This is a genomic window from Bradyrhizobium sp. SPXBL-04 (genome assembly GCF_051853035.1).
GTDB classification, from domain to species: domain Bacteria; phylum Pseudomonadota; class Alphaproteobacteria; order Rhizobiales; family Xanthobacteraceae; genus Bradyrhizobium; species Bradyrhizobium zhanjiangense.
The window spans coordinates 6,679,275-6,696,935 of the sequence record NZ_CP182472.1 but is presented as its reverse complement, the minus strand read 5'-3'; the positions used below and the strand labels follow the sequence as shown (position 1 = coordinate 6,696,935).

Annotated in this window: 17 protein-coding genes; 12 read left to right on the top strand and 5 right to left on the bottom strand. The window is 64.3% G+C overall.

Features of this window, described 5'->3' with window-relative positions; genetic code table 11:
- Positions 1 to 2 precede the first annotated feature (2 nt).
- From ACNJX8_RS32215 to ACNJX8_RS32195, 5 genes are all read left to right on the top strand, one after another.
- The gene (locus ACNJX8_RS32215) at positions 3 to 2,294 is read left to right on the top strand and encodes a xanthine dehydrogenase family protein molybdopterin-binding subunit (RefSeq protein WP_439358059.1); all 2,292 of its coding nucleotides are present in this window, start codon (positions 3 to 5) and stop codon (positions 2,292 to 2,294) included.
- Positions 2,295 to 2,354: 60 nt separating this feature from the next.
- Complete coding sequence (locus ACNJX8_RS32210) at positions 2,355 to 2,819, top strand: FKBP-type peptidyl-prolyl cis-trans isomerase (RefSeq protein WP_091898973.1); 465 nt, start codon at positions 2,355 to 2,357, stop codon at positions 2,817 to 2,819.
- A 172-nt stretch (positions 2,820 to 2,991) separates the two neighbouring features.
- Entirely contained in the window at positions 2,992 to 3,504 is a 513-nt protein-coding gene (locus ACNJX8_RS32205) for a cupin domain-containing protein (RefSeq protein ID WP_128938099.1), read from the top strand.
- Positions 3,505 to 3,633: 129 nt separating this feature from the next.
- A complete protein-coding gene (locus ACNJX8_RS32200) occupies positions 3,634 to 4,062 on the top strand; it encodes a VOC family protein (protein WP_249760197.1) in 429 nt (142 codons plus the stop codon).
- A 26-nt stretch (positions 4,063 to 4,088) separates the two neighbouring features.
- Positions 4,089 to 4,577, top strand: a complete 489-nt coding sequence (locus ACNJX8_RS32195; RefSeq protein ID WP_128938097.1) for a VOC family protein — start codon at positions 4,089 to 4,091, stop codon at positions 4,575 to 4,577.
- Positions 4,578 to 4,706: 129 nt separating this feature from the next.
- Here ACNJX8_RS32195 and ACNJX8_RS32190 read toward each other — a convergent pair whose 3' ends face one another.
- Positions 4,707 to 5,876 (bottom strand): hypothetical protein, encoded by a 1,170-nt coding sequence (locus ACNJX8_RS32190; RefSeq protein ID WP_439358058.1) that lies wholly within the window; start codon positions 5,874 to 5,876, stop codon positions 4,707 to 4,709.
- A gap of 2 nt (positions 5,877 to 5,878) precedes the next feature.
- Complete coding sequence (locus ACNJX8_RS32185; protein ID WP_439358057.1) at positions 5,879 to 6,580, bottom strand: FecR family protein; 702 nt, start codon at positions 6,578 to 6,580, stop codon at positions 5,879 to 5,881.
- A gap of 218 nt (positions 6,581 to 6,798) precedes the next feature.
- Between ACNJX8_RS32185 and ACNJX8_RS32180 the strand changes: the two genes are divergently transcribed.
- Positions 6,799 to 8,061 carry a phospholipid carrier-dependent glycosyltransferase gene (locus tag ACNJX8_RS32180; protein ID WP_439410292.1) on the top strand — a complete coding sequence of 421 codons (1,263 nt, stop codon included), beginning with the start codon at positions 6,799 to 6,801 and terminating at the stop codon, positions 8,059 to 8,061.
- Between the two features lie 57 nt (positions 8,062 to 8,118).
- Here the strand turns inward: ACNJX8_RS32180 and ACNJX8_RS32175 are convergent, their stop codons facing one another.
- Both ACNJX8_RS32175 and ACNJX8_RS32170 read right to left on the bottom strand, forming a co-directional pair.
- The gene (locus ACNJX8_RS32175; protein WP_439358056.1) at positions 8,119 to 8,760 is read right to left on the bottom strand and encodes an OmpA family protein; all 642 of its coding nucleotides are present in this window, start codon (positions 8,758 to 8,760) and stop codon (positions 8,119 to 8,121) included.
- An 82-nt stretch (positions 8,761 to 8,842) separates the two neighbouring features.
- Complete coding sequence (locus ACNJX8_RS32170; RefSeq protein WP_439358055.1) at positions 8,843 to 9,049, bottom strand: hypothetical protein; 207 nt, start codon at positions 9,047 to 9,049, stop codon at positions 8,843 to 8,845.
- Between the two features lie 84 nt (positions 9,050 to 9,133).
- On the opposite strand from ACNJX8_RS32170, the gene ACNJX8_RS32165 reads away from it, so the two are divergent.
- The 3 genes from ACNJX8_RS32165 to ACNJX8_RS32155 all read left to right on the top strand — a co-directional run bounded on the left by ACNJX8_RS32165 (position 9,134) and on the right by ACNJX8_RS32155 (position 11,004).
- Entirely contained in the window at positions 9,134 to 9,370 is a 237-nt protein-coding gene (locus ACNJX8_RS32165) for a hypothetical protein (protein WP_128937546.1), read from the top strand.
- Between the two features lie 119 nt (positions 9,371 to 9,489).
- On the top strand, positions 9,490 to 9,735 hold the full coding sequence (locus ACNJX8_RS32160) for a hypothetical protein (RefSeq protein WP_128935661.1): 246 nt from the start codon (positions 9,490 to 9,492) through the stop codon (positions 9,733 to 9,735).
- A gap of 105 nt (positions 9,736 to 9,840) precedes the next feature.
- On the top strand, positions 9,841 to 11,004 hold the full coding sequence (locus ACNJX8_RS32155; RefSeq protein WP_439358054.1) for a winged helix-turn-helix domain-containing protein: 1,164 nt from the start codon (positions 9,841 to 9,843) through the stop codon (positions 11,002 to 11,004).
- A 90-nt stretch (positions 11,005 to 11,094) separates the two neighbouring features.
- Here ACNJX8_RS32155 and ACNJX8_RS32150 read toward each other — a convergent pair whose 3' ends face one another.
- A complete protein-coding gene (locus tag ACNJX8_RS32150) occupies positions 11,095 to 11,541 on the bottom strand; it encodes a DUF2809 domain-containing protein (RefSeq protein ID WP_439362007.1) in 447 nt (148 codons plus the stop codon).
- Between the two features lie 79 nt (positions 11,542 to 11,620).
- Here ACNJX8_RS32150 and ACNJX8_RS32145 point away from each other — a divergent pair, with 79 nt between their 5' ends.
- The 3 genes from ACNJX8_RS32145 to ACNJX8_RS32135 all read left to right on the top strand — a co-directional run bounded on the left by ACNJX8_RS32145 (position 11,621) and on the right by ACNJX8_RS32135 (position 17,629).
- Positions 11,621 to 12,964, top strand: a complete 1,344-nt coding sequence (locus ACNJX8_RS32145) for an MFS transporter (RefSeq protein ID WP_439358053.1) — start codon at positions 11,621 to 11,623, stop codon at positions 12,962 to 12,964.
- Positions 12,965 to 13,210: 246 nt separating this feature from the next.
- Positions 13,211 to 14,317: an efflux RND transporter periplasmic adaptor subunit gene (locus ACNJX8_RS32140; RefSeq protein ID WP_439358052.1), complete on the top strand. Its 1,107-nt coding sequence runs from the start codon at positions 13,211 to 13,213 to the stop codon at positions 14,315 to 14,317.
- 177 nt (positions 14,318 to 14,494) lie between these two features.
- A complete protein-coding gene (locus tag ACNJX8_RS32135; RefSeq protein WP_439358051.1) occupies positions 14,495 to 17,629 on the top strand; it encodes an efflux RND transporter permease subunit in 3,135 nt (1,044 codons plus the stop codon).
- Positions 17,630 to 17,661: the final 32 nt, after the last annotated feature.

Sequence of the window (17,661 nt, the reverse complement as noted above, 5' to 3'; positions counted from 1 at the left end):
TCATGACCGCTGCTGCTCCGGAGCCGAAGACGAACATGGGCCAGCCCGTGCCGCGCTATGACGCGGCCGTAAAGGTGACTGGACGCGCGACCTATGCGTCCGACATGCCGCTCGCCGACCCCGCCTATGCATTCCTCGTCACCAGCGCCATCGCCAAGGGGCGGGTCGATCGCTTCGATCTCGATGACGCCAGGCGTGTCCGCGGCGTGATCGACATCGTCACCCACGAGAACGCACCGAAGCTGAAGGAGTCGAAACTCTTCAGCAATGGCGGCTATGCGGGCACGACGATCCAGCCGTTGAAATCGGCCGACATTGCCCATGACGGCCAGATCATTGCGGTGGTCGTTGCCGAGAGCTACGAGGCGGCGCGCGAGGCCGCTAACCGGGTCAAGGTCAGCTACACGGCCACTACGCCAAGCGCGACCTTCGACTCGCCCGGAACGACCACGGCGGCAGCGAAGGGACAGAATGCCCAGTTCAAGGAAGACCCGAAGGTCGGCGATTTCGCCAAGGCGTTCGACGAGGCCGAGGTCAAGCTGACGGCGTCCTACGACACACCGACGCAGCATCACAATCCGATGGAGCTGTTCTCGACGAGCTGCGCCTGGATGGGCGACAACCTCGTCATCTACGAGCCCAGCCAGTTCGTCTACGGTCTGAAGAACGGCGTCGCCGAACAGCTCGGCATCGACGCCGACAAGGTCCGGGTGGTCAACCCCTATGTCGGCGGCGGCTTCGGCTCGCGCGGATCGATGACGCCGCGGACCGCCATCATCGCCGCTATCGCAAAGCGCCTGAACCGCCCGATCAAGCTGGTCCCGACCCGCGACCAGGGCTTTACCATCACCACCTATCGCGCCGAGACCCGCCACGAGATCAAGCTTGGTGCGCGTCGCGACGGCAAGCTGGTCGCGCTCAGGCACGAGGGCGCCGAGGTCTCTTCGCGCCCCGATCCCTATTGCGTCGGTGGCACCAAGACGACGACGCGGCTCTATGCCTGTCCGAATGTCGACAGCCTCGTCTCGATCGTGCGCGCCGATCGCAACACGCCCGGCTTCATGCGCTCGCCACCGGAGGTGCCGTATTTGTTCGCGCTGGAGAGCGCGATGGACGAGCTGGCGGTGAAGCTGAACATGGATCCGATCGAGCTCCGCCGCATCAACGACACCACCGTTGAGCCGATCAGCGGCAAGCCCTATACGTCGCGCTCGCTGATGGCCTGCTTCGACGAGGCCGCCAAGGCGTTCGGCTGGGCGCAGCGTTCGCCTCAGCCGAAATCGATGTCGGATGGCGACTGGCTGATCGGTTATGGCTGTGCCACCACCTGCTATCCGACGCACATGGGGCCATCCGCCGCGCGCGTGCGCCTCCAGCGCGATGGCCGCACCCGTGTGGAGATCGCCGGCCACGAGATCGGGACCGGCGCCTACACCGTCATCGCCCAGACCGCCGCCGAGCGGCTCGGCGTGCCGCTCGAGAAGGTCGCCGTCTTCATCGGCGACAGCGATCTGCCACCGGCGCCGGTTGCCGGAGGCTCGAATTCGACGGCCAGCACCTGCTCCGTGGTGATGATGGTGTGCGACCAGATCCGCCAGCGCCTGTTCAAGGCGGTGATGCCGAGCCAAAGCCTGACCGACAAGGCCAAGGAGACCGTGGGTATCGGCCAGACACCGGCCACGCAGGCGGCGAAGGGCGACCGCGCGCTCGACCTGGAGAAAGCCTTCGACGCGCTCGGTGTCGGCGTCGTCGAGGAATATGGCGAGTGGAAGCCGGAAGACGCGCCGCTGGATTCCTTCCGCGCCATGCACAGCGGCCAGGTGCGGCTGGTCGGTGGCCACGCCATGAAAGACCAGATCGCCTATGCCTTCGGTGCGGAGTTCGTCGAGGTCCGCGTCAACCGCTTCACGCACGAAATCCGTGCGCCCCGTCTGGTCGGCGCGTTCGCGGCAGGCCGCATTATGAACCCGCGCACCGCGCGGAGCCAGCTGATGGGCGGGCTGATCTGGGGTATGTCGTCGGCGCTGCTCGAGGCCACCGAGATCGACGAACGCAATGCGCGCTACGTCAACGACAACTTCGCGGACTACCTCGTGCCCGTGAATGCGGACGTGCCCAGCGTCGAGGTCATCATGCTCTCCGAGCAGGACGATCGCATCAATCCGGCAGGTGCGAAGGGCCTCGGCGAGCTTGCCAATGTCGGCACCAATGCGGCGGTCTGCAATGCGATCTATCACGCCACGGGCCAGCGCATCCGCAAGCTGCCGGTCCGGCTGGAAAATATCGAGGTGTGAGGGGTGGAAACCTCACCCGCGTTGCGCTAGACACCTCCCGCTTCAAACAGAAGGTGCCTAATGCAGCGTTTCCAGCGCGCACTCCTCGCCCTGATGTCGGCACTCGCGATCACCGTGATCGCCGGCGTGTCGCATTTCGTTTCCACCACGGCCTCGGCCCAGACTGCAGGAAAGACCATGACCACAGCTTCAGGCTTGCAGATCATCGACAGCGTCGCCGGCACTGGCGCTTCGCCAAAGCCGGGCCAGATCTGCGTGATGCACTACACCGGCTGGCTCTACGAGAACGGCCAGAAGGGCAAGAAATTCGACTCGTCCGTCGATCGCAACGAGCCGTTCGAATTCCCGATCGGCAAGGGCCGCGTCATCGCCGGCTGGGACGAGGGCGTTGCCTCGATGAAGGTCGGCGGCAAGCGTACGCTGATCATCCCGCCGCAGCTCGGCTACGGCGCCCGCGGTGCCGGCGGCGTGATCCCGCCGAACGCGACACTGATGTTCGACGTGGAATTGCTCGCGGTAAAATAGTTTGCGCCGTCATCCCGGGTTCGTGCCGCGCATCGCCCCGGGATGACTGAGCCATACGGGTCTGCTCGCGAAAGCATGGTCTCATGACTATGAGGGCTCCGATTTTGCTGTGGCTCGTGGGCGCGGCTTTGGGTTAGTTTGCCGCCCAAGGAACCAACAGAAAGCAAGTCCCATGACCGGCCATGACCACACGCATTCGCACCATGCACACGATCACGACGATCGCTGGAAACATGATGGCGTGCGCGTCATTCCCGGCAACCAGCTCGATACGAACGTGCCGTCGACGGCAGGCATGGACCGCGCGGCCGCGATCAATTTCGCGCGCGTCGGCGCGCAGAAATTGTGGGCGGGTACGGTCAGCATCAAGCCCGACGCCAAGACCGGCGCGCATCACCACGGCCATCTCGAAAGCGTCATCTATGTGGTGAAGGGCAAGGCGCGGATGCGCTGGGGCGAGCGTCTGCAATTCACCGCGGAGGCCGGGCCCGGCGATTTCATTTTCGTCCCGCCCTACGTCCCGCATCAGGAGATCAACGCCAGCCCCGACGAGGTGCTGGAATGCGTGCTGGTGCGCAGCGACGGCGAGGCGGTCGCGATCAATCTCGATATCGAGCCGGTCGAGAAGCCCGAGACCGTGCTGTGGATCGACCCAGTGCACCGCGATCCCAACGAGAAGAAGTAAGGCCGTCCGAGGAGCGAGGTTCGGTGCGACAGAACCTCGCAGCGGGAAGGTCGAAAAATATTCGGAAGCCGTGTCGGATGACCGCCGGCTGATGCGTCCTTGGGCAGAACCCCCGCCAAGGAGCTTCTGATGCCCAAGATGATCTTCGTCAATCTGCCGGTGACCGACCTTAAGCGCGCCACTGCCTTCTACGAGGCGATTGGCGCGGTCAAGAACCCGCAATTCAGCGATGAGACAGCGAGCTGCATGGTCTTTTCCGAGACCATTTTCGCCATGCTGCTGACCTACGACAAATTCCGTCAGTTCACGCCGAAGCCGATCGCGGATGCCAAGACCTCAAACCAGGTGCTGTTCTGCCTGTCCGCGGATAGCCGCAGCGATGTCGATGATATTGTCGGCAAGGCCGAGGCTGCGGGCGGGGTGGCCGATCCCAGTCCGAAGGACGAATACAGCTTCATGTACGGCCGCAGCTTCGAGGATCCAGACGGCCACATGTGGGGTGTGAACTGGATGGATCTCGCGGCCGCCCCTCTGCAGCCCGAGATGGCGAACGCCTGATCGCCGCCCAGAACAGGAGCATTCAAATGTCCAAGGTCACGCCCTGCCTGTGGTTCAACGGTGACGCTGAACAAGCCGCCAACTTCTACGTCTCCCTGCTGCCCGACTCCAAGATCGTGCATGTCCAGCGCAACGTCTCCGATGGCCCCTCCGGCAAGCAGGGGTCGGTGCTCGTCGTCGAGTTCACGCTCGGCGGGCAGCGCCTGGTCGCGCTGAATGGCGGAATGAAGATGGAGTATACCCACGCGCTGTCGCTGATGATCAATTGCGACGACCAGGCCCAAGTCGACAGCGTCTGGAACGCTTTCCTCGCCCATGGCGGAAAGGAAGAGCAGTGCGGCTGGCTCAGGGATCGCTGGGGCGTGGCCTGGCAGGTGGTGCCGAAAGTGATGTTCGAATTCCTGTCGAGCCCGGACAAGGCCGCGGCCGCGCGCGCGATGCAGGCGATGATGAAGATGGTCAAGCTGGATGTCGACGCGTTGCGTCGCGCGTTCGAGGGCAAGTCGGCGGCGTGACGTCAACACAGGGGCCGTAGGGTGGGCAAAGGCGCGCTTGCGCCGTGCCCACCACCATCCCCGATTGAGAGCGTTGGTGGGCACGCTCCGCTTTGCCCACCCTACGAGACTGTGCTTCAGTGAGGCTTTCTAGTAGTTGATCCGCAGCCCCACGCCGCCATGGATGGTGTTGCCGACCGGCTGCGGGCCCAGCGTGCCGTTGGCGAAGAGATCCACGATCCAGCCCTTTTGCAGGCGGAAGCCGAGGCGGCCGCCATATTCGAACCAGCCCTGGGTGCCCATGATCGGGACCACCACGCCGTTGCCGGTCACGGTCGCCACGATGCCGCTGTGGCTGGCGAACGACTGCACCCAGCCGCCGTTGATGTTGGCCTCGATGTTGCTGCCGTAGAGATGCGTCCACTGGCCGCCGATCTTGACCAGGCTGGTGCGGTCGGTACCGGTCGCAATCGTGGCGTCGAACGGATTGAAGGCCACTGCGCTATCGGTGTAGCCCGACACGCGCTGCCAGAGCTGCCAGACCTCGACGGAGGCCGCGACCTCGTCGCGTGGCGACAGGCGGCTGATCCAGCCGGCGCGGCCGTACACGGCGTAGTTCGAAGCGTTGGTCGAGCTGGTCACGCTCACAGGGCCGAGGCTGGTATCGTAGCTGCGCGTGTAGCGCGCCTTCTCCCACGGCGTCAGGATCGTGCCGACGTCGAAGAACGGGCGCGACGAGCCCCAGTCGGTGAGGTCATAACGTAGCGCGAAGGCGCCGATCGGTGCGCTCGTGATCTTGTAGCCGCCCTCGTTGTAGTGCGTGTAGGCGATGCCGGCGAGCAGCGACAGATTGTTGGTCAGCTCCTTGCGGCCGTGGATGCCGGCGGAGAACGAGCCGGCCGAGCCGAACGCGCTGATGCAGTCGCTGCAATTGATCTGCTCGTTGACGCCGAGCAGCACCGTGCCGAGCACGCGGTTGGTGATCATCTGGTTGAAACGCTGATTGGCGAGGCCGCCGATCGAATTGCCGCTGGAATCCGCGCCGGTCGGCGTCGGGCTTGGCGATGGATTCGGGCTCGGCGCGGACGCAGGATCCGGGGTCGGCGAGGGCGACGGAGAGGGGCTCGGCGAGGGGGAGGGTGACGGAGAATAGGTCGGCGTTGGGGACGGCGAATAGATCGGGTCAGGCGTCGGCTCACCGCATTCGGATCCGCACGTCGCCTGGGCTGCCGCCGGTCGAATGTCCAGCGCAAAGGCAAGCGCAGCCAAGGCGGCCAGCGCGCCAGCGAGAACCCAGCGCTTCAAGCGGAGTTTCACCATTGTCACCGCCCGCACAGCATGCCGTCGTCTTGGACGGCAGGCGTGATGGTCGGCGAGGCGGCGGCATATTGGTTGACGGCGCAAAGCCCGGCGCTCGCGGCGCAGTTGGCGGCAAACGTCCAGGGCGGTGTGTTGGTCTTGGTGATGCCGACCTTGCCACCGGTCGAGGTGATGATGGCGGTGTCGCCGGGCTGGGTGAGCTGCACGCACTGGGAGCTCTTCGTGCAGACGCTGGCCGCGCCTTCCTGAAGCACGATGACGGAGCGGCCGCGTTGCGAGAGGATGTCGAGCGTGGTGCCGCGCACGCCGATGGTCGCTAGCGGGGTCGTGATCTTGTAGGCCGTCTTCTCGGAGTGCCCGGTGACGAAGCGGAAGGCGCCGGTGGTCATGCGGATCGCGACGTCGCGATAGCTGTGCTCGTCGTTGAAGACGGTGCGGTCGAGCTTCAGCGTGGCGCTCGGGCCCAGCGACAGGTTGGTGCTGTCGGCCATGACGAAGCGCGCTGCGCTGTCGGCGCCGGTGCGCACGGTCTCGTCGCGCAGCATGCTGTCGCCGACATTGATCGGCGTGGTGGTCACGGCCACGCGCACCACTTCGTTCTGGATCACGACGGCTTCGCCGACGCGCGTCTGCGCCTGCGCGCAAGGGCCTGCGCACAATGCGGCCGACAACAGAGAGGGGAAAAGCCAGAAACGCAAATTCATTTCGCAACCGATCGATATGTCCCTGATCGTACCGGATCGCGCGCACTTGCGATGTGGCGGAATTATCACAAGGGGCGCGGGACGTGCGTTATGCTTAGTGACAGTCGCGGCAGAATGCGTTCAATGAAAACCGCGATCTCCTATTTGTCCGCGGTGACGCCAATTTGCCACGCAAAACATCTCCACAGCCGACGCTCGAATTATCCGCGGTTCCAAAGATGTCGCGGAGCGCAGTGATTGCCGTCGCGATTTTCCTGGTTGCTCATCTCGCGTTGCTGATCGGTCTCGCGACGCCGGAGAAGTTCGTCTTCGACGAGGTGCATTATGTGCCGGCGGCGCGGCAGATGCTGACGCCTGTGATGTCGGAGCCGATGCTCAATCCAATGCACCCGCCGCTGGGCAAGGAGCTGATCGCGGTATCGATCGCAGCCCTTGGCGACAACGCGTTTGGCTGGCGCTATCCGGCGACCTTGTTCGGCGCACTCGCGGTCGTCGCGATCTATCTGTGCGGCCTTGCGCTGTTCTCCGCGCAAGGGCCCGCGATCGCAGCCGCACTCATCGCTGGCAGCAACCAGATGCTCTACGTGCAGGCGCGTATCGCCATGCTCGACATCTTTGCGCTCGGCTTCGGCCTGCTCGCGACCGCCGCCTTCATGCATGGTTTTCGAAGAGAGCGGCCGCATGCGCTGTTCGCGCTCACGGGCAGCCTGTTCGGCTGTGCTGCGGCCTGCAAATGGAGCGGCCTGTTTCCACTGGGCGTCTGCATCGTTATCGTTGCGGTGATCCGCCTGATGCAGGGCTGGCGCACGCAGTTTGCCGACGCCAGGCCGAGCGACTGGTATCGGCCCGATCTCTGGGCCGGTTTTCGGGTGCAGCATGCCGCGCTCTGCTTCGCCGTCCTGCCGGCCTTGACGTATCTTGCCGCTTTCGTTCCGCTCTACGGATTGTCGTTGCCGGATTTGATCGAGGCGCAGCGGCGGATATTCACCGACAACACCACGACCGCGATCGCCGGCCACACCTATATGAGCGCGTGGCCATCCTGGCCGTTGCTCGCCCGCCCGGTCTGGTTCCTGTTCGACAAGACGACGGAGGACAACATTGCCGCGATCGTCTTCCTCGGCAATCCGCTGGTGTTATGGCCGGCGCTGCTCGCGCTCACTGTGGTGCTACGCGATTTCATCGTGGCGCGGCGCTGGGATGCATTCCTGATCGCGGCGTTCTATTTCGGTCCCTGGCTCGCCTGGGCCTTGCTGCCGCGCACGCTGGGTTTCATCTATTACTATTTGCCGGCCGCGACCGCGGCGTCGCTTGCGCTGGTCTATGTGCTGCGCCGGGAGGGGCTGCCGCGCTGGCTGCTGTGGGCCTATGTCGGCGTCGCCGCGGCCGGCTTTGCGCTTCTGCTGCCGATCTCCGCGGCCTTCGTCGGCACCTCCATGCGAACCTTCGGCCGGCTGATGTTGTTCCAGAGCTGGATATGACATCGCCGCCTGCCGGATTAGAGCAGGCGGCGCGTTTCGTCAGGCGTAACTTGGAGATCACTTCGACGCGGTCTTGGTGTCCATGTTCACGACCTGGACGCGGCGGTTGATCGGGTCGGCGCCGTTGGCGGCGTCCTTCAGCTTGGTCTCGCCGTAACCGACGGTGACGAGATCGGCGCTGTTCAGGCCGTAGTTCTGCACCAGGTACTTCTTGATGGTGTCGGCGCGCCGTTCGGAGAGGCCCTGGTTGTACTGTTCGCCGCCGATCGCGTCGGTGTGGCCGGCGACCACGAAGGTCGAACCTTTGAGCGCCGGATCGGACAGAGCCTTGCCGAGCGCTTGCACCGATGCCACCGACGTCTTGGCGATCTCAGCCGAGTTGTAGTCGAACTGGATCTCCAGATCGATCTTCGGCTTGGTCGCCGCGAGCTCTGCAATCTGCTCGCGTTCGCCCGTCGATAGCGACCGGGTCGAGCGGTTGCGCACGGTGTTGAGGAAGGTCGATTCCTTGGCCTGCGCGGCGGTATCGACCTGCGGCCCAACGGACAGGCCACGAGTTACCGGCTTCGGCTTCAGTGCATCCAGGATCTGGCCCGCGGAGACGTTGTTGTCGCCGGCCAGGGCAAGGCTCGCCGTCATCGAGAGGGCCGCGGAGAGGGTAATCGCCTTCAGTCCGAAAAATTTATCAAAACGGGTCATTGTCGTATCCTCGCTGTTACGCCTGATGGCGATTTGATGTTGCGAGCTTAGGGAAGGTTCAAAGACCCTGATGTGATCTTTGTCACATTCGAAGCCACGAGCCGGAGGTCACAGTGTTGGTTTGTGGGTTGCGCCGAACCAGCTCATCGACCATTCCCGGAAATCCGTGTTCACCGATCGTCGCAAAGGCGTCGCCCCACGGCCCGCCCACGAACAAGAATTCGTCCAGATGCGCGCCTAGCAGGTTTTGATCATTCAATAATTCGTCCGCGAGGGAGCCGAGTTCCATCCAGTGCCGAGGCCGAGCGATTACCAGCGTGACTACCAGTTCTATCGCAGCGGCCCGCCGGATCGGACAGTGTCCCTGAGCTCAATGCCCATCTATATCGGCGCGGCGATGATCGCGGTGGCGATCCTTCTGTCGACATTGATCACGGGGCTGACCTCCCGCTATGTCGGCCTGGAAGGGCCGGCCGAGGATAACATGTGGCTGGTCGATCGTCTCACCGGCAGCGTCTATCGCTGCCAGTCGGAGGGGCGCGGCAAGGCCTCGTGCGAGCCGGACACTGCCACCGGCAGCCTTGGGGAGCGCCCAAAAGCCGCACGCTAGGAGCGGCTATCGCTGCGCCGCAGCAACGAAAATGTCTTCTCCCTGAAAACTTGTCGCTGAAGAATGGCTCTTGCGTTGGCCGGCATGACGCCGGTTTTGTTCTACGGAGGAGACATTCGATGAAGATGTTGCTTTCGGCCGTTGTGCTCGCCGCGTTCGCGGTCTCGCCGGCTTCTGCGGCAAAGATGCAGCCCTGCACAGGCGAGGCCATCGGCAAGTCCATGACCGCGATGGGAACCGTGGATTCGCCCGCCAAACAGGCGATGGCCAAGGAAATGGCTGCGGCCAACAGCGAGATGAGCAAAGGCAATATGCGCGCCGCCTGCAAGCATTACATGCAGGCGCAGAAGATGAGCGCGAAATAATTTGCTCCATTTCGCCGACAGATCGCGCTGTCAGCAGATGGCAGCGCGGTTTTCTTTGCCTCTCTTGTTTGCCTCGGCGCGAATCCGGCTACATTGCCTGCTGCAATGTCACGCCCGCCCAAACCGCTTCCGATCACCACGACACAGGCCCGGCAGATCTGGCTACATGCACAGCGGCTGGGCGAGCGCGTCCCGTTCGGCGACGGCGCGCAGGCCGTCGCGGACGCGGTCGCTCATCTCGGTTATGTGCAGATCGACACCATCAACGTGATCGAGCGCTGCCACCACCACATCCTGTTCAGCCGTATCCCGTCCTACCGCCGCGCCGATCTTCGCCATGCCCAGAGCGTCGACCGAAGCGTGTTCGAATACTGGACGCATGCGCTGTCCTACGTGCCGGCGAGCGACTTCCGTTTCTTCCTGCCGGCGATGCGCGAGCACCGGCGCGAGGGCCATAAATGGTTCGCTTCGGTGCAGCCGGCCGACACGCGCAAGGTGATGCGGCTGCTGCGCGCCGGCCCGCTGACGATCCGCGACATCGAGGACGACGTGCTCGTCGAGAAGGAGCATTTGTGGCAGAGCCGCAAGCCCTCGAAGCGGGCCTTGCAGCTCGCCCTCTACACCGGCGCCGTGACCATCAGCGCGCGTCAGGGCATGCTCAAGACCTATGAACTGATGACGCGGCATTTCGGCTGGGACAAGCTGCCGAAGCCCGCGTCGGCGAAGGAGATCACGGCCTATCTGCTCGAGCGCGCGCTGCGCTCGCAGGGCGTGGTGAGCCTGGATTCGATCTGCCATCTCGATGCGCCGCGCAAAAAGGCGGTGGCGGGCCTGGTCGCCTCGCGCGTGCGCCGCGGCGAGCTCGTGCCTGTCGCGATCGACGGCGCGGGCAAGCAGGAGCATTGGGCCACGCCGGATGCGCTGGAGCTGGGTGAGCGGGCATCGCCGGATCTCGTCCATATCCTGTCGCCGTTCGATCCGCTGATCATCCAGCGCAAGCGCACCAATCTCATCTTCGGCTACAACCATCTGTTCGAAGCCTATGTGCCGAAGGCCAAGCGCAAGCTCGGCTATTTCGCGCTGCCCGTCCTGGTCGGCGACGAGATCGTTGCCGCGCTCGACCTTAAGACGGACCGGCAGGCGAAGAAGCTCCTGATGCAGAAATGGACTTGGGTCGGCGAGGGCAAGAAGACCGCAGGCCGCAAGGAGCTCAAGCGCAAGATCGAGGACGAGCTCGATCGCTTCGAGCGGTTTCAATTGGCGGAGTGAACACTGCTCGCCACGGAGTCGGTTTCGTAGCGTGGGAAAAGCGAAGCGTGCCCACCATCGTCGTAGGTGATGCGGATGGTGGGCACGGCGCTAGGGCGCCTTTGCCCACCCTTGTAGACCACGCATTGCGACAATTCGATCGAGCCCAACGCCGAGCAAAATCCCCACCGCATAGGCCACTAAATTCCACAGCGAAAAGATCCGCCCCAGCAGCAGCGCGCCGGCCGTCGTCAGCCGGAACGCATCGAGCCACGGCGTGTGAACCAGCCGGGAGAACTCGACCACGATGGCGATCATCACCGCGATCGCTGCGATCTGGGTCCGAGTGAGCCGCGGCAGCAAAACCCCGGCCAGCAGAAACACCATCGTCGCCCACAATAGCGAGCCGCCGTACTTCACGACGAAGGCGGGCAGCCCGAGCGGAAAGCCGTACCAGCGCAAGGAGAGCCCGCAGACGATCACCCCGAGCGCGAGGGCGGCGCGGATCAGGGATGTCCGTAACAGCGCAACAGGTTTATCCGGCTGCGCTCCGTGCATTGCTCGCTCCATTGACTCTTTGCCCGCGATGCTGAAAACCGCCAACCAGCCCACAAAAGCAACAACCCCGGGGGGAGCCATGAGCCAGATCACCACCTATGCCGGTTCCGCCGGCGGTGCCAGGAACGCCAGCAAGAGCAGCATCGAGACCTCGACCATCCGCGCCATCTCCTGGCGCCTGATTCCGTTCCTGGTGCTGGCCTACTTCTTCTCCTATCTCGACCGCGTCAATCTCGGCTTCGCCGCGCTGACCATGAATGCGGAGCTGAAGTTCACGCCGCTGATCTTCTCCTGGGGCGCCGGCATCTTCTTCATCGGCTATTTCATCTTCGAGGTGCCGAGCAACCTTGCGCTGGAGAAATTCGGCGCCAGCCGCTGGATCGCCCGCATCATGGTGACCTGGGGCATCATCTCGGCGCTGATGGCGCTGGTCAGCGGTGTCACGAGCTTCTACGTCCTGCGCTTCCTGCTCGGCGTCGCCGAGGCCGGCTTCTTCCCGGGCATCATCCTGTATCTGACCTATTGGTACCCGGCCGAATATCGCGCCCGCTTCCTGGCGGCCTTCGCCATTGCCGTGCCGGTCTCGACCGTGATCGGCGCGCCGGTCTCGGGCCTCTTGCTCGGGCTCGACGGCATGATGGGGCTGAAGGGCTGGCAGTGGCTGTTCATCATCGAGGGCATCCCTTCGGTGCTGCTCGGCCTCGTCACCTGGCTCTATCTCACCGACCGACCGGAGAAGGCGAATTGGCTCTCGGCCGAGCAGAAGGCCTGGCTCAAGGCCAAGCTCGATTCCGAGATCGCCGCCAAGCAGGCGGTGAAGCATCCCTCGCTCGGCCAGGCGCTGTCGTCGCCGAAGGTGATCGCGCTCAGCCTGATCTATTTCGGCTTCGTCGGCGCGCTCTATGGCATGCAGTTCTGGCTGCCGCAGATCGTCAAGGCGTTCGGCCTCACCAACGCGCAGACCGGCTTCATCACCGCGATCCCCTATCTGTTCGGCACCATCGCCATGATCCTGTGGGCGCGGCATTCGGATGCGAGCCGCGAGCGCGTGATGCATGTCGGCGCGCCGCTGCTGCTCACCGCCGTTGCGCTCGGCATCTCCTCCTATCTCACCGACCCCACCCTCACGATGGTGGTGCTGACGGTGGCCGCGATCGGGGTGTTCTGCTGCTTCGGCGTGTTCTGGACGCTGCCGACCGCCTGGCTGTCCGGCACGGCGGCGGCCGGCGCCATCGCCCTGATCAACTCGATCGGCAATCTCGCCGGCTTCGGCGGGCCCTATCTGATCGGCTGGGTCAAGGAAGCCACCGGCCAGACCTCGACCGGCCTGCTCGTGCTCGCCGTCCTGCCGCTGATCGCCGGCCTCCTGGTCTTCGTCGGCGGCCACGACAGCAAGCAGGAGTTTGCTGAACGGGGTCGGTAACGCGAGCCTTGTAGGGTGGGCAAAGGCGTGCTCTTCGCACGCCGTGCCCACGATCTTCCCCTATGGAGACCCCTCCTGGTGGGCACGCTTACGCTTTGCCCACCCTACGATAGCACCTTCTTAGCCCCAGCCGCCCAATCCTTACTTACCTCTTCACGATCACAGATTCCTGATGACTGACGATTATTGACTTTTATCAGTGATTAGTCGACATTCCTCTCATTCGAGATGCAGGAGTGTCCTTCGATGTTCGTCCGGTCGGTTTTGTCCAGCTATTCCAGGCTCTTGGCGGGTGTCTCGCTGGCTCTGATGGCCGCTGCGCTGGCCGGGTGCAATGACACCGTTGCCGAGAAGGCCGAGCCGCCGCGGCCGGTTCTGGTCGCAACCGCCCATTATGATGCCGAGACGCCGGAGCGGAGTTTCGTCGGCACCATCAGGCCGCGGATCGAGAGCGACCTCGGCTTCCGAGTCGCCGGCAAGGTCGCAAAGCGCCTGGTCGAAGTCGGCCAGACGGTAGAGGTTGGTCAGCCGCTCGCCACCCTGGACGAGATCGATTTGAAGCTCCAGGCCGAGCAGGCGCTGGCCGAGCAGACCGCCGCGACCGGTGTGCTGGCCCAGGCTGCCGCCGCCGAGCAGCGCGCCAAGGACCTCAAGGCCAAGGGCTGGACCACGGACGCGCAGATGGACTCGAGCCGTGCCGCTGCGGATGAAGCCCGCGCCCGCCTGAACCGCGCCGAACGCGCGCTCGAATTGAGCAAGAATTCCCTTTCCTACGCGACGCTTGTTGCCGACGCCCGTGGCGTCGTCACCGCAACGCTGATCGAGCCCGGCCAGGTGGTCGCCGCGGGCCAGGCTTCGATCCGTGTCGCCCGCTTTGCCGAGAAGGAAGCGGTCGTCGCGATCCCTGAGACGCTGGTTGGACGCGCCAAGTCGGGCATCGCCAGTGTCACTCTTTGGTCCGAGCCGGACAGGAAGTACACGGCCAAGCTGCGCGAGATCGCGCCGGCGGCCGATCCTGCCACGCGCACCTATCTGGCAAAATTCTCGCTGCCCGAGGCCGACGATAAGGTCGCGCTCGGCATGACCGCGACGCTGACGCTGTCGGACGCCGCCACCGAGCGTGTTGCGCGGCTGCCGCTGTCGGCGCTTTTCAACGAAGGCGGCAAGCCCTCGTTCTACGTTGTCGACGATAACGGCGCGGTCACGCTGAAGCCGGTCGTGGTGAAATCCTACGAGAGCAACGACGTCGTCATTACCGGCGGCGTGGAGGAGGGCGCCAAGATCGTCGCCCTCGGCGTGCAGAAGCTCGATCCTAGCCAGAGGGTGCGGATCGTGTCGTCGCTGTCTTTCTAAGTGTTTTTGAGTTCGTCGTTGCAAGGCGAGTTTCGGCCCGAGCGCAAATGCGAAGGCTGAAGCGGCGAAGCGATCCAGAACCTGCCCAGCCCCCTGGATTGCTTCGCTGCCTCGCGATGACGCCTTGAACAGAGTGGCTGTCGTTTTTGGCAATTGGATCGTCTTTCGGAGAGTGCGATGAAGCGCTTCAACCTTTCGGCCTGGGCCGTCAGCCATCCGACGCTGGTGCTCTTCCTGATGATCGTGCTCGGCGTCGCCGGCTTCTTCTCCTATGAGAAGCTCGGCCGCGCCGAGGATCCGTTCTTCACGGTGAAGGTGGTCAATGTCTCCGTGATGTGGCCGGGCGCGACCGCGCAGGAGATGCAGACCCAGGTCGCCGATCCCATCGAGAAGAAGATCCAGGAGCTGCCCTATTTCGAGAAGGTGCAGACCTATTCCAAGCCCGCCTTCACCGCGCTCCAGGTGACCTTCCGCGACAACACTCCGCCGAAGGACGTACCCTATCTCTTCTACCTGCTGCGCAAAAAGCTGGTCGACGTGCAGGGCCAGCTGCCGTCCGGCATCCTCGGGCCCGTCGTCAATGACGAGTTCTCCGACGTCGATTCCATCCTCTACATGATGACCGGCGAGGGCGCCGACTATGCCCAACTGAAGAAGGTCTCGGAAGGCTTCCGTCAGCGTCTCTTGAAGGTGCCCGGCGTCACCAAGGTCGACGTCTACGGCAATCAGGACGAACGCATCTTCGTCGAGTTCAGCCACGCCAAGCTCGCCACGCTCGGCATCACGCCGCAGGCGCTGTTCGATTCGCTCGCCAAGCAGAACAACGTGACGCCGGCCGGCACGGTCGAGACCTCGTCGCAGCGCGTGCCGCTGCGCGTCACCGGCGCGCTCGACGGCGCCAAGGCCGTGGCCGAGACGCCGGTCGAGAGCAACGGCCGCGTCTTCCGCCTCGGCGACATCGCCACCGTCACCCATGGCTATGTCGATCCGCCGAGCTTCGTCGTCCGCCAGGAAGGCAAGCCCGCGATCGGCATCGGCGTCGTCACCGCCAAGGGCGCCAACATCCTCGATCTCGGCAAGGAGGTCGAGAAGGCGACCAGCGAATTCATGAAGGCCGTGCCGCAGGGCATCGACGTCAAGCTCATCGCCGACCAGCCCAGGGTGGTCGAGCACGCCGTCGGCGAGTTCGTGCACTCCTTCATGGAGGCGCTCGTCATCGTGCTGTTCGTCTCGTTCCTGGCGCTCGGCTGGCGCACCGGCATCGTGGTCGCGCTGTCGGTGCCGCTCGTGCTCGGCATCGTCTTTGTCGTCATGAACACGATGTCGCTCGACCTTCACCGCATCACGCTGGGAGCGCTGATCATCGCGCTCGGCCTGCTCGTCGACGACGCCATCATCGCGGTCGAGATGATGGTGGTGAAGATGGAGCAGGGCTGGGACCGCATGCGTGCGGCGTCCTTTGCCTGGGAATCAACTGCGTTTCCGATGCTCACGGGAACGCTGGTCACGGCCGCTGGCTTCCTCCCCATCGGCTTTGCCAATTCCGCGGTCGGCGAATATGCCGGCAGCATCTTCTGGATCGTGGCGATCGCGCTGGTCGCCTCCTGGTTCGTGGCGGTGATCTTCACGCCCTATATCGGCGTCAAGCTGCTGCCGGAGATGAAGCACCACAACCACGATCCGCACGCGGTCTACGAGACCCGCATGTACCGCGGCCTGCGCGCCATCGTGCAATGGTGCGTCAACCACCGCATCACCGTGGTGGTCGCGACCGTCGGCGTCTTCGTCGCCTCGATCGTCAGCTTCGGCCATGTCCAGCAGCAGTTCTTCCCGCTGTCGGAGCGGCCCGAGCTGTTCCTCCAGCTGCGTCTGCCCGAAGGCACTGCCTTCAACGTCACCGAGAAGGCTGTGAAGAAGGCCGAGACGCTGCTGAAGGACGACAAGGACATCGAGACCTATACGTCCTATGTCGGCCAGGGCTCGCCGCGCTTCTGGCTCGGCCTCAACCCGCAACTGCCGAACGAGGCCTTTGCCGAGATCGTCATCGTCGCCAAGGGCGTCGAGGCGCGCGAGCGGATCAAGGCCAAGATCGAGAACGCCGCTGCCGAGGGCGTGCTGACGGAGGCGCGCGTCCGCGTCGACCGCTTCAATTTCGGCCCGCCGGTCGGCTTCCCCGTCCAGTTCCGCGTGATCGGGCCCGACGCCAACAAGGTGCGCGAGATCGCCTACCAGGTCCGCGACGTCATGCGCCAGAACAAGAGCGTCAAGGACGTCCAGCTCGACTGGAACGAGCAGTCGCCCTACCTGAAGCTCGTCGTCGACCAGGACCGTGCTCGTGCCATGGGCCTGACCCCGCAGGAGGTCTCGCAGGCGCTGGCGATGCTGATCTCGGGTTCGCAGGTCACGACGGTACGTGACGGCATCGAGAAGGTCGGCGTGGTCGCCCGTGCGATCCCGTCCGAACGCCTCGACCTCGGCGGCGTCGGCGACCTCACCATCACCTCGCGTAACGGCGTGGCCGTGCCGCTGCAGCAGATCGCGAAGATCGAATATGCCCACGAGGAGCCGATCATGTGGCGGCGCAACCGCGACATGGCGATTACCGTGCGCTCCGACGTGGTCGACGGCGTGCAGGCGCCCGACGTCACCAACCAGATCACGCCGAAGCTGAAGGCGATCAAGGACAACCTCGAGCCGGCCTACCGCATCGAGCCGGGCGGCGCGTTCGAGGAATCCGCCAAGGGCAACGCCTCGATCTTCATCCTCTTCCCGGTGATGGTCATGGTGATGCTGACGCTGCTGATGATCCAGCTGCAGAGCTTCTCGCGCCTGATCCTGGTGTTCCTGACCGCGCCGCTCGGCATTGTCGGCGCCTCGCTCGGGCTCAACGTTGCCAATGCCCCGTTCGGCTTCGTGGCGCTGCTCGGCCTGATCGCGCTTGCCGGCATGATCATGCGCAACACCGTCATCCTGGTCGACCAGATCGAGACCGACGTCTCGCACGGCCTGACCCGGCGCGAGGCGATCGTGGAGGCGACCGTCCGCCGCGCCCGTCCGGTGGTGCTGACGGCGCTCGCCGCCATCCTCGCCATGATCCCGCTGTCGCGCTCGGCCTTCTGGGGCCCGATGGCGATCACCATCATGGGCGGCCTGTTCGTCGCGACCTTCCTGACGCTCTTGTACCTGCCGGGCCTCTATGCGCTCTGGTTCAGGAAGAGCCTGGACGAGGCGGGCACCCCCGAGCAGCCTGCCGCGCCGCAGCATGGGAGCGATGACCAGCACGCAATTCCGCTTGCTGAAGCGGCTGAATAAGTGAGAAGTAGTGCTGAATGACGAGTCCTGAC